Source organism: Paraburkholderia sprentiae WSM5005, assembly GCF_001865575.2.
GTDB lineage: Bacteria > Pseudomonadota > Gammaproteobacteria > Burkholderiales > Burkholderiaceae > Paraburkholderia > Paraburkholderia sprentiae.
Genome location: NZ_CP017563.2, coordinates 48,338 through 59,807 on the forward strand (window position 1 = coordinate 48,338; position 11,470 = coordinate 59,807).

The 11,470-nt window shown below is 61.5% G+C and carries 12 protein-coding genes; 5 read left to right on the top strand and 7 right to left on the bottom strand.

The genetic code is table 11. The features are described from left to right. Nucleotides 1-69: 69 nt before the first annotated feature. Complete coding sequence (locus tag BJG93_RS28915) at nucleotides 70-447, top strand: hypothetical protein (protein ID WP_063828898.1); 378 nt, start codon at nucleotides 70-72, stop codon at nucleotides 445-447. A gap of 491 nt (nucleotides 448-938) precedes the next feature. Next, nucleotides 939-1,691, top strand: coding sequence for a type IV pili methyl-accepting chemotaxis transducer N-terminal domain-containing protein (locus BJG93_RS28920; RefSeq protein ID WP_034477539.1), 753 nt, complete (start codon nucleotides 939-941; stop codon nucleotides 1,689-1,691). A 7-nt stretch (nucleotides 1,692-1,698) separates the two neighbouring features. On the opposite strand, the gene BJG93_RS28925 is transcribed toward BJG93_RS28920, so the two are convergent. The 4 genes from BJG93_RS28925 to BJG93_RS28940 all read right to left on the bottom strand — a co-directional run bounded on the left by BJG93_RS28925 (nucleotide 1,699) and on the right by BJG93_RS28940 (nucleotide 5,589). After that, nucleotides 1,699-2,013 (bottom strand): Rossmann-fold NAD(P)-binding domain-containing protein, encoded by a 315-nt coding sequence (locus BJG93_RS28925; RefSeq protein WP_027194679.1) that lies wholly within the window; start codon nucleotides 2,011-2,013, stop codon nucleotides 1,699-1,701. Then, nucleotides 2,010-3,002: an asparaginase gene (locus BJG93_RS28930; protein WP_027194680.1), complete on the bottom strand. Its 993-nt coding sequence runs from the start codon at nucleotides 3,000-3,002 to the stop codon at nucleotides 2,010-2,012. The genes BJG93_RS28925 and BJG93_RS28930 overlap by 4 nt, the downstream gene beginning before the upstream one ends. A 60-nt stretch (nucleotides 3,003-3,062) precedes the next feature. Continuing rightward, nucleotides 3,063-4,313 (bottom strand): D-amino acid dehydrogenase, encoded by a 1,251-nt coding sequence (locus BJG93_RS28935; RefSeq protein WP_027194681.1) that lies wholly within the window; start codon nucleotides 4,311-4,313, stop codon nucleotides 3,063-3,065. 184 nt (nucleotides 4,314-4,497) lie between these two features. Then, nucleotides 4,498-5,589, bottom strand: a complete 1,092-nt coding sequence (locus tag BJG93_RS28940) for a GlxA family transcriptional regulator (RefSeq protein WP_027194682.1) — start codon at nucleotides 5,587-5,589, stop codon at nucleotides 4,498-4,500. 228 nt (nucleotides 5,590-5,817) lie between these two features. On the opposite strand from BJG93_RS28940, the gene BJG93_RS28945 reads away from it, so the two are divergent. Together BJG93_RS28945 and BJG93_RS28950 are read left to right on the top strand one after the other, a co-directional pair. Next, nucleotides 5,818-6,942 carry a branched-chain amino acid ABC transporter substrate-binding protein gene (locus tag BJG93_RS28945; protein ID WP_027194683.1) on the top strand — a complete coding sequence of 375 codons (1,125 nt, stop codon included), beginning with the start codon at nucleotides 5,818-5,820 and terminating at the stop codon, nucleotides 6,940-6,942. 128 nt (nucleotides 6,943-7,070) lie between these two features. After that, entirely contained in the window at nucleotides 7,071-7,253 is a 183-nt protein-coding gene (locus tag BJG93_RS28950) for a hypothetical protein (RefSeq protein ID WP_027194684.1), read from the top strand. Here the strand turns inward: BJG93_RS28950 and BJG93_RS28955 are convergent. Further along, on the bottom strand, nucleotides 7,250-7,516 hold the full coding sequence (locus BJG93_RS28955; RefSeq protein ID WP_027194685.1) for a hypothetical protein: 267 nt from the start codon (nucleotides 7,514-7,516) through the stop codon (nucleotides 7,250-7,252). The two genes, BJG93_RS28950 and BJG93_RS28955, sit on opposite strands and share 4 nt — an antisense overlap. Before the next feature lie 576 nt (nucleotides 7,517-8,092). On the opposite strand from BJG93_RS28955, the gene BJG93_RS28960 reads away from it, so the two are divergent. Next, complete coding sequence (locus tag BJG93_RS28960; protein WP_027194686.1) at nucleotides 8,093-9,949, top strand: hybrid sensor histidine kinase/response regulator; 1,857 nt, start codon at nucleotides 8,093-8,095, stop codon at nucleotides 9,947-9,949. Here the strand turns inward: BJG93_RS28960 and BJG93_RS28965 are convergent. Both BJG93_RS28965 and BJG93_RS28970 read right to left on the bottom strand, forming a co-directional pair. Continuing rightward, on the bottom strand, nucleotides 9,891-10,640 hold the full coding sequence (locus tag BJG93_RS28965) for a response regulator (protein WP_082194481.1): 750 nt from the start codon (nucleotides 10,638-10,640) through the stop codon (nucleotides 9,891-9,893). The genes BJG93_RS28960 and BJG93_RS28965 overlap by 59 nt on opposite strands. Before the next feature lie 421 nt (nucleotides 10,641-11,061). Next, nucleotides 11,062-11,463 carry an energy transducer TonB gene (locus tag BJG93_RS28970; protein WP_231337647.1) on the bottom strand — a complete coding sequence of 134 codons (402 nt, stop codon included), beginning with the start codon at nucleotides 11,461-11,463 and terminating at the stop codon, nucleotides 11,062-11,064. Between the last annotated feature and the right edge of the window lie 7 nt (nucleotides 11,464-11,470).

The following is an 11,470-nucleotide window of genomic DNA, read 5'->3' on the forward strand; positions in this document are numbered from 1 at the left end:
CGACAACGTGTCAGGAACAGACGTTGCGTCCGAGTCGTTCTACTCACCGTCAACGACAAAGGAGTCGATATGACCGCCAGGACTACCTCAGGCAGCGACGCGGGCGACGCACGCCCGTTTCGACTCATCGCCGTAGAAAACCGGGTGCTTGCGCAGAACGAAGACGGCAAGCTGATCGAACTCGGGCAGCTCATGCGCGACGATCATCAAGGATGGCTCGCGCGGCTCGACGTCGGCGACATCGAAGCGGGCCCGCTGCACGACGCGCAGGCCGTGCTGAACGCTCTCGTGCCGTTGCTCACGTTCGACTATCTCGATGGACTTTTCACGGCCGAGGCGCACATTGAGGTATCGGCTCCCATCAGCGGCTGTCCGCAGACGCATTTCACGCTAAAGGAGCCGGCCCCGCACGGGTTGCAAGCCGGTGAGACGCCGCATCGTTTCTAATGCCCGGTGGCTGCTCGACCTCCATCAGGTCGGATGCCGTGTGGGCGTCACCGCGCAGTTCCGCGCCTGTCGCATGCATGGTATGAACGCTTCTTACAGTGTGCCCACACAAGTACCGCTCGGCCGTTTTCGCGACGACCCACTGCTCGCGTGCAGTGCGGTGCACCAACAGCAGGCGCGGCTTGCACACGAAATGGGGCAGCGCTTGATCGCAGCCGAGCTGTTTATCCGCCGCCGCCGCCTCAGATGCCGTGCGGCGCGCGATGGCACATCTATTGCTCTGTAGAAAGCGTCGGGCCAACGGCGGCCCAATCAATTGAAGACCCCGCATAAGGCGGCGGATAGGTGATCATGCGGGGCAACGGCGTCCCGAAGCGACACTGCGTGCATGGCTTTCATGCTCGGTGCGCTTCGGGACGCTTTTTTGTTTGCCTGAAAGAGGGCACTTCGCCTCGCATATCGGACCATTCTCGGGATCGGGTGCGTTACTTATGATGAACAAGCGGGAACTGGCAGATACGGTATCGGGGGAAATCGTCGGCGAACTCATCAACCTGGCGGGTCGACAGCGCATGCTCTCGCAGCGCATCGTGCTACACGTTCTGCTGAGCGTTCGCGGCGAATCCGGCGCACTTGCCGTTGCACGGACCTGCCTCGCGACGTTCGCGCAGGCGCACGCCCAGTTGGTCGACGGCAACGATCATTTGCCCGGAGCGTTCTCGGAGGCGCTACATGGCCTTTATTTTGGCTCGCACAGAGCGGACGAGCGCATTCGTGGCTTTATGAGAGTCGCAACGGACGCCATCGAAGCGCTCGAGCGGAATTCCGAGCCGGTTTGCGCACCGCGCGACGCAGTCATTGGCCGGCTGACGGCTGAAGCCTCTCCGCTGCTGGATCTCCTACAGGCCATTACGCAGGCGTATCAGGACGAAATGCAGAGCGTCGAGGAGGCTGCTCGGCGGCGGCAGATGGGCGTCGTCCACGAACTGGCGGCGATCTCGATGCGTGCCAACATCGTCGCGATGAACGGGCGTGTTGCTGCGGCGCGCGCTGGACAATTCGGACGCGAATTCGCCGTGATTACGGCCGAACTGGCCCACGTGATAGGTGAAATGGACAACCTGGTGCAAAGCGTCGTCGGCGCGCGCCGAGGTGTCGATGGCAACGAACGCGGGGCGGCGCTTCGCGCCGGGCGAATCAACCGAGCCACGAGTCAACGCATGAACAGTCATCACACGGGTTGAAATCGATTTACGTTGAGGCGCTTCGCTCCCGTCCGTCGGCATGGTCGCGTCGATTCAATCCATGATCTGAATAGATCTTCGCGCCGCACACACCCGCGCTCGGCAGGATAGCGCCCATCGCACTGATCGATACGTGCTCGCCCTTCGTTCTGACGCGCGGCTGAACCGATGCGCGGCCCGCGCCGTGTTCGATCAGCGCAACGCGTAGTTCGGCAATCGCGTCGCGCAGGGTGATCAGACGGCGCACATGGTCGTCGGTAATGAAATGCATGATGTTGTGTCGCGTCAGATGAGAGTGGGTCGTCAGGAACGGCGGTTTCAATAGCGCTCGAACGCGGCCTGCAACGTATTCGTGTCGCAGCCTTGCGTGAGTGCCAACGCGAGAAGCAGTCGGGCTTTCTGCGGGACCTGGTCGTCGACGGTCAGCCAGCCATACTCGTCGTCGGGTTGCGTGCCGTTGCGCAGCACGATGCCGTTGCCGGTGCGCGATGCCCGAACCACGTGCACGCCGCGCCGCGCCGCTTCCCGAAGTGTCGAGAGCAGATGGCTGGCGACATTGCCGTTGCCGGTACCGACAAAGATCAGACCGCGCGCGTTCGCGGCGATCGACGCGAGTGCATCGGACTCCAGTGCGCCGTATCCGTAGGCGATGTCGACTTTGGGCAGGCCGGCGAGCCCGTCGAGCGACCACGGCGTGTCGAGCGTATGCGCGCGCGATGGGCGGCGATAGTAGCGCGGCACGCCTTCGATCACATATCCAAGCGCACCATAGGGCGAGCGAAACGCTTCGAGCTTGAAGCTGTTGCTCTTCACGACATCGCGCGCAGTGTGTATTTCGCTATTGGCGACCACCAGCGTGCCGATGCCGCGCGACGACGGGTGCGCCGCGACCGCGATTGCATCGTAAAGATTAAGCGCCGCATCGGAACTCATCGCCGACGGTGGGCGCATCGATCCGACTACGACGACCGGCTTGACGCTTTTGAGCGTCAGATGCAGAAAATACGCGGTTTCTTCGATCGTGTCGGTGCCGTGGGTGATCACCACACCGTCCACATCCTGCCGGGCAAGCACATTGGCAACGCGCTTGCCGATTGCGAGCAGATGCTCGTTATTGAAGTTCTCGGAGCCCGTTTGCAGCAACTGCTCCGAGCGCAGATTGGCCAGCGCCAACGCCTGAGGGATGGTATCGAGAACCTCGTCGATGCCAAGCACCGAGCACAGGTAGGCAGACGTGTTGACGGCGGCTTTGCCCCGGCCGGCAATGGTGCCGCCGGTGCCGATTACGAGGATGTTGGGCTTGGCAGTCATGCGGGGTTCGATCGGGTAAGGGGAAGGCGCTCGCGAAACGTATCGCATCGCATCGCGGCGTTAATTGGCAAGGGCGAAAGTGCGGCGCAGTTCGTGGCCGGTGCTGCTTGCCAGCCAGTCGGCGAGCAGCGCGGCGGAACCCGTCGCGAGCGTGAATCCGAGCGCGCCGTGGCCGACGTTGAGCCACAGGTTGCGGTAACGTGTCGGTCCGACAATCGGCGTGCCGCGCGGGGTAGCCGGGCGTAGGCCGGTCCATTCGCGCGCAGTGATGGACCCGGTCAAATGAGGGAGCAGAGCGGCTGTCTCGGTATGCAGCGTCCCCAGCCGGATGGGATCGGCTTCGAGCGAATAGCCTTCAATATCGGCAATGCCCGCAACGCGTAATCGATCACCCAGTCGCGCATAAACGACTTTGCGGCTGAAATCGGTGACGCTAAGGCGCGGCGCGACCGTCTCCGGTTGCAGATCGAACGTGAGGCTGTAGCCCTTGAGCGGATACACCGGCACACGGATATGCAGCGCCTTCAGAAGGTGTGCCGCCCCGGCGCCCGACGCGACGACGATATGATCCGTGGCGAGCGGCGCGCCGTTCTGGAGAGCTTCCACGTCGCCGTTCGCGTTGAGTCTCAACGTGTCGATCGGCGTATTCATCAGCAAGCGAACGCCGCGTTCGCGCAGCACGGCCGCGAGGCCTTCGCAGAAGCGCAAACAATCGGCGGTTTCCTCGCTCGGTGTATGAATGCCGCCCGCGAGAAGCGGCTTGATGTGCGAGAGCGCCGGTTCGAGTTCGACGCAGGCGTCAGCGCTCAGCGCCTGCTGTTCACAACCGAGCGCGCGCTGGAATTCGAGCAGACTCACGGCATTTTGCATGGCGTTCGCGTCACGGTGCACCACGAGCTTGCCCGAGCGAACGAAGTCGAAGTCGAGCGTGGGTTCTGTGTCGATCAGCTCGTGCATGAGCGTTCGACTCAGGAACGAGAGCGACAGCAGACTGCGTGTGGTCAGTTCGCTGCGTTCGCGAGTGCATGCTGAGAGAAATTCGAAGCACCAGCGCCATTGTTCGAGGCTCAGCTTGGGCCGCAGACGCACCGGCGAATCGCGCCGCGTCAGCCAGCGCGGCAGCTTCGAGACGACGCCAGGGCCGGCGAGCGGCGCGACATAGCTGTACGACAGTTGGCCGCCGTTGCCCGAACTGGTCTCGCCCGCGACGTCCCCGTGGCGGTCGGCGACCGTCACGTCGTGGCCCGCGCGACTTAGGTAATAGGCGCTCGATAAGCCGATGACGCCTGCACCGACGATCAATATCCGCATGCTGCCGTACTCGCTCTCTGGGGTGATTGGCGTTGGGCGTGTGCCACGTGATGCATGGCGCGCCCGATACCCAAACTGTACGGTGGCATCGATGCAGAGGAATTGCACCGATCTGCCGGAAAATAGAAGAAACGCGACAGAGGCTGAGTGAGAGACGAAACGCGCCGCGCGCGGCCCGCGAGGGTCAGGCCGCGGCGGCGCTCCGCGACGCGCGTAGCTTGCCCGGCGTCACGCCATAAGTCTCGCGGAACACGCGGATGAAATGTGCGGAGTCCGCGAAGCCGCACTCGTACGCAATGTCAGTAATCTTGCGGGCCGTGTTGACGAGCATCCAGCGCGCGTAGCGCAGGCGCATGCGCCGATAGAACTCGTTCGGCGATGTGTCCATCTCCGCCATGAACGCGCGTTCGAGATTGCGCACGCTGGTGCCGATCATCTTCGCGATGACGGCAATGTTCAGCGGTGCCTCGAGGTTCTCTTCCATCAGCAGCACCGCGTGACGCACCGTGCCATCGTCGACGGAAAGGTAGCCGAGCGCCGCGCGCCGCTCGACAAACGAGGAGCCGCCCTGACGGCTCACTGTCATCTGATGGATCACCTTCGACGCGCGATCCGGTCCGCAATGCAGGCTGATCAGGCGCGCGGCCAGTTCGACCACGGAAATCCCGCCCGCACAGGTGATGCGGTCGCCGTCGATCAGATAGTCGGCGTGCGTGACGACACGCAAGGCCGGAAACATGCGCCGGTAGTCGTCGAGATGGAAGCTGTGCACGCAGGCGACGCGACCTTCGAGCAGGCCCGCGCGCGCCAGCACGAAGCTGCCGGTGCACATGCCGACTAGCGGAATGCCCGCGTGGACGGCCTGTTTCAGATAGTCCCAGTAGCGACGGTCGACGTGATCGAGATGCGGCAGCAGGCCACCTATCACGACCAGATAGTCGAATTGCGCGACGTCTGGAAACGCGGACTGCACCTGCACCGCAATACCGCAGCTCGCCTCGACCGATTCGCCTTGCACGCCGACGATCGTCCACAGACAGCGCAACTGCCGGCTCTGGTCGCCGCGATCCGCGGCATGGCGCAGCGCATCGCACAGGCCGGCGAGCGACAGCATGGGAAAGCGCGGCCATAAGAGGATGCCAACGCTCAATTCCGCTTCGGAGCGGCTTGCGCGTTTCTGGAGCGTACGCGGTAGAGCGTCCAACTGCTCGACCAGTTCGTGAGCCGCCTGCGCATGGGGCGGGGAAACGCTAGGAGGAAGGGCGGCAGTCGGCATGCGCGAACTCGTGGGCGGATCGCTCTGATTATACGGTGACGGGTTGCGAATCGGTGTGGCTGGCGCTTGCCGCAATTCTTCTATTTTTCGGCAGATCGATTCAATGCCGCGGCATTCTGGCTGCATAAATTGGTAACCGCTGACGGACGGCGCTGGCCGCTCGTTCCGGCCAACCACAACTACTTTTTCGGGTGAAGCATGAGCACAAGCACAGCCTTGGGTCGCGGCATGGCGACTGTCGGCATTCTCGCAACGTTGGCAGCCGCTGCGATGGGCGTCGCCCGTGCCGACGAGATGGTGAAGATCGGTGAAGCCGCACCCGTGACCGGACCGGCTTCGTACCTGGGCAAGGACACCGAAAACGGCGCGCGCCTCGCGATCGAGGAAATCAACCAGAGCGGCCTCATGATTGGTGGACGCAAGGTGACGCTGGTGTTCGACGCACAGGATGATGCCGGCGACCCGCGTCAGGCGACTCAGGTTGCCCAGAAACTGGCGGACGACAAGGTTGTCGCGGTGGTCGGGCACATGCAGTCGGGTTCGACCATTCCCGCTTCAAAGATCTACAACGATGCGGGTATCGTGCAGGTCTCGCCATCCGCGACGAATCCGGCGTACACGCTGCAGGGATTCAAGACTGCGTATCGTGTCGTCGCGACGGACGCTCAGCAAGGTCCGACGCTTGCCGACTACGCGGCAAAAACGCTCAAGGTGAAAACGGTTGCGATCGTCGACGACTCGACCGCCTACGGTCAGGGACTTGCGGTCGAATTCGAGAAACAGGCGAAGGCGGACGGCATCACGGTGTTGTCCCATGACGCGAGCACCGACAAGGCGGTCGATTTCCGCGCGATTCTCACGAAAATCAAAGGCGAAAAGCCCGACGCAATCATGTACGGTGGACTTGACGGCACGGGCGGCCCGTTCGCGAAGCAGGCGAAGCAACTCGGCATTACGGTGAAAGTGCTGGCCGGCGACGGCTTATGTGCCGACGATCTCGCGAAACTGGCCGGCGACGCATCCGATAACGTGGTCTGCTCGATTGCCGGTGCGCCGCTGCTGAAAATGGCCGAAGGACCGGCTTTTGTCGAACGTTACAAGAAGCGTTTCGGCTATGCGCCGGTCTTGAATTCACCGTTCGCGTACGACGCGGTCGGCGTTATCGTCGCTGCGATGAAGCGCGCGCAATCGACCGACTCCGCGAAGATTCTCGCCGCGATGCCGGCCACCGACTACCACGGCGTGCTCGGTGAAACGCAGTTCGATTCGAAAGGCGATCTGCGGCACGGCGTCATTTCGCTGTACAAATATGTTGGAGGCAGACAGACGTTACTGGGCGTCGTGGCGAAGTAGTCGGGTTTTAGCAGCCTTTTTGTTTCCCTTTAACTCGCTTCGAGACTTGTCGTTCCTGCAGCGGCACAGGCTCTTGTTCATGTGCCGCTTTCTTACGACGCCACGGAGCGAAGTAGCTCGCAGGTTGGGTGATCGATATCGAGGAATCGGATCCAATCATGCTCCGGTGCGACGACGAACCGGTTGTCCTTGAAGGCCTGCGGCGTCTTTTCTCGAGCGCGGTCGCGCTCGTGCACGCCGCCGAATCGATGGATGGATTGAAGCCATCCATCGCCGATGGCAGCCGCATTCCCGATCTCATCGTCACCTAGCTGCCTCGGTAAAGCTCGACCATCTTCGCTGCTTCGCCATTTTTCTGGAAATCCTCCAGTTCGCGCATCACCTGCTCGCGTGTTTTTCCGGGGGAAACAGGAGTTGCCGATGTGGCAGCCGGAACCGCGACAGCCGGAGCCTGCTGGGTGCTGCCAGCCGCTACGGACTCCTGCTGGTTGGTCGCTGATTGGGCGAAGCATCCATCTGCCGTCATTCCAGCCACCACGGCAAGACAGACGGTAACCGATTGATAAACTTTCATGAGAGTGCTCCTTCGAAGTTTAAGAGATCGGCCTGTTCACTCTCTCGCCGACCCACAGCATTCTTCGCACGAGCCGACGCAGATTCGGCCTCCTTGCGACGATCAGCCGATTCAGGTGCACTCGACGACTGCCCTGTCAGCGTTGCTGTCATATTCATTCTTGGTCAGACGAAACGCCATCGCAACGCACATGCGTAGGCGATGAACAACCACCGTCGGCGAAAGATGTATGCACTGTCGTTGTCCGATCCCAATTCCGATCCCGATGACGTGTCGGACCTTCGTCTCCCGACGGCGGTCCTTCCTGGACGGTCCAGCCGCGGGCATGTCACGTCGCTGATACATTTGTGGCTGATGGTAGGGATGGGGCGACCTGCTATTCTGTTTTTATCGCACCGCGGCTACGGACGAGGGGGTTGTGCATCCGTGGCCTTCGGCATCGCTTTCGCTGCAATTCGCCGCATTGCTCCGTTAGCCACGATCGGTGGAGATCTTTCTAGCCAGTGGTGCGGCGATAAAGCCCATCGATGTCGAGCACTATCCGCCCACGGTGATTTTTCTGGTCCAGCAGGCCTTATGAAATTGTCAGGCTTCGTGGTACGCAACTTTGCCTCGGCAGATCTCGAGCGCGCGTTCCGTACTGACTATGCGCGCCGCTACGCGGGCCAACGCAGGCTGGCTGGCGCCGCCAGCCTCCTGCTGTGGATCCTGTTTGCTCGCCGCGATTGGTGGCTGCTGAACCGGGTCGATCCCGGCATCGTCTTTCAGGTTGGCTATCTGCGGCTCGCAGGTGCCGTGGGTATGGCTGTGCCGATATGTTTGATGTGGGGACCGCGTGCCTTTGACGAACGCTGGGTGGTCGGATTGCTTTGTGTATGGATGCTGAGCTGCTGGTTCACGCTCTTGCAGTTGATGGAGCTTTACCCGGCGGCCCTGGCTTTCCGGGAAGTATTCCCCGAATTTTTACTCGTCCTTTTCACGATATTCACATTGCTCCGACTTCGAGCAGTCACGGCAGCGTGGTTAGTCGGGCTGGGCGTTGCAAGCTTTCACCTTACCCTTTATCTTTGGCCACGGACGGGCGCTTCCACCGTGGGCGCTGGCTGGGCGTCCCGCGGGTCTGTGTTGGCCATCATGTATTTCGTGGGTGTTGTCGTCTGCATTCAGTTTGAACGCGCCGCCCGCCGTGAATTTATGTTCAGGCGGACATTGCGCGCAGCAAACGCACGCGTTCAGGCGGCGTCCTCCGCTGTCAAACGGCAGAATGAACGCATGAAAGAGCTGGTCAGAGAGAAGGAACGGTTCTTTTCATCGGCCTATCACGACATCCAGCAGCCGCTCGCCGCAATCAACCTCTTCATCCGCAGCGCGCGGACAAAGCTCGAAGCTGGTCATGCCGCAACGCATGATCTCGACGTCATCGAGGAGACGGCAGGCGACATCCTCGACATGTTCAAGAACATTCAGGACTACAGCGAACTAGGTTCGTACGTTCCGAGCCTGTCGCCGATCGATACACAAGCCGTGCTGGCCGATGTTTTCGAACAATATCTTGAACCGGCCAGATCGCAGGGCATTGAAATCAGAAGCGCGATGCGCTTGCGCCGCCCGCCGCCCATTGAAAGCGACCGCTCGCTGTTCAAGCGGGTATTGTCCAACCTCGTATCGAACGCGATCAAGAACACCCGCACGGGAGGCGTCGTTATCGGGTGGGTGGAGGTCGGCGAACGGCTTCGCATCGACGTCTGGGATACGGGCGGCGGTATCTCGCCCGCCCATCGGGATGCGATATTCGCCGAGTACTACCAGATTGACAACCCGGGCCGCGATCGCTCGAAAGGCTTGGGGCTCGGGCTGTCCATCGTCCAACGGGTCATTGGGATTCTGCCGGGGCACAGCTTGAGGTTCTATTCGGTCGAAGGTCGCGGGTCGCACTTTTCCCTGTACGCTCCAATTTCCATAATGACGCCGGTCATCGGGACGGACGACCGAAAGGATGATGCGTACACGTCCGTGCTCAAGGGCAAATACGTCCTGCTTTGCGACGACGAACCGACCGTTCTCGAAGGTCTGCGGCGGCTGTTTATCAGCGCGGGCGCACTCGTGGATACTGCCGAATCAATGACGGGCTTCGAAGCGATTCTGGCCGACGAAGGCCGCGCACCCGACGTCCTCGTCACCGATATACGGCTGCGCGAAGGGCCAAACGGCATTGAGCTTGCCGAACGGATCAGGCGGCGTTTCGACTGGGCGGGCGCGCTGCCCGTTGCGTTCATCACGGGCGAGCTGATTTCCCCGCCCTCACTTCGCGATTTTCCCCAGCCTTTCGTGTTGCTGCGCAAGTCTTCCGCGCCAGAAAACACGCTCGTTGAAGTCAGCCAGTTCGTTGCCGCCCAACAGCCGGCAGACTTTTGTCATGGGCGGGATCCGTGACGGGCGGAACGCCAAGTTTGATCCCTCTATCTGCAAGCATCACGATCAGTTCCGTACGGCGCCGCAGATTGAAATGCGCGAGCAGATGACTGATGTATTTCCGTACGGTGATGTCCTCGAGCCCCATTTTCAGCGCGATGACCTTGGATGGAAGCCCGCGTACCAGCCACGCCAAGGTTTCGAACTCTCTCGGAGTCAGTCCCAGTTCAGATGCAGTGCTGATTTCCGAGTTGCCTCCCGAATGGGGGTTCCGAGGTGTATCCGCGGGGGCTTCGTCTGCGCCCAGGGCACGCCTGAGCGTCGCGATGCTTGACGCAGGCAGGAATACGCCGCCGGCCAGCACCGCGCTTATCGCCGCATGAAGCGCTTCGGGAGATGACGATTTGGGCACGTATCCCATGGCGCGAAGTTCGATGCATCGGCCAATGGTTTCCACGCTACCGTCGGCCGAGATCACAATCACCGGTAAAGACGGCCGCGACTCCTTCAATTCGGCAAGCGCGTCGCAACCATGACCATCGGGAAGGTCGAGATCGAGGAAAACGATGTTCAGGAATTCGCCGAGCGCATGATTCAAACCTTGCGACAACGTACTCGCGTGCAGCAACTCGATGTCCGGAAAGATCTGTCTCAGCAGAAGCGCCAATCCGGCTCTGAACAGTTCGTGATCGTCGACGATCAGTACGCGCATTCCATCGTCTCCCAGAACCGCTTTCGAAGCGGGCGGCAATGACACAGCGGATGATTGCTACATCCGTGGCGGTCTTCCGTTGTGTCAGACCAAATAGTATATGCAGTGTACCGATGCCCGGGATGGCGACGGCTGACCCATAGGACATTGCCTCGAAAGTGGCGGTTTTTGCCCGTCGTCCGGCCATTCAAGCCTACCGGAATGACTGACAGGCCTTTGAAAACAGCGAAGACCGCGGCGAGTCGATCAGACGAGCGGATCGTGGTCGAGTAGGGTGATTGTTGCCATTAATTGTCGGCCATTCCTGGCCGCCGATTGTCGGGTCTGTCGGACGACACGGCAGCGGCGCCGTCGCAACGTTGAGCGGCCTCGGAGCTGGCCACCTAGCGCTTCTGTCCGGCTGGAGTGACCGCTCATCGCATTAGCTCACGTTGAAGTGCACGCGAATTTCCTGCTGGGTTTCAACCGGGTGCCCGTCCTGCATGGCTGGAAAGAATCGCCAGCTTCGCAAGGTCTCGATAACAATCTGATTCAGACGCGGGTACTGCGTGGGCTTGATGAGCTCGGCAGCGACGGATCCATCTGTATGGATGACAAGACGGGCTATCGCTACCGTCTGGTAGGCCTGCTCGCGCAACTCGTCGGGAACTGAGGGCAGCGGTTGCGCGATAGCGCGCGCCGGCGAGTTGCCGGGCGCCGATCCCGCGGACGTCTGCTCAGCGGTTGTCGCGCCACGGTCGGAAGACGGCGAGGGTGCTACTGCCGTCGCCGTTTGAGGGGGCGTGGCCTCGGGTTTCGCGGCCGGCTCCGGGGCGTGGGTCATCGCCTGG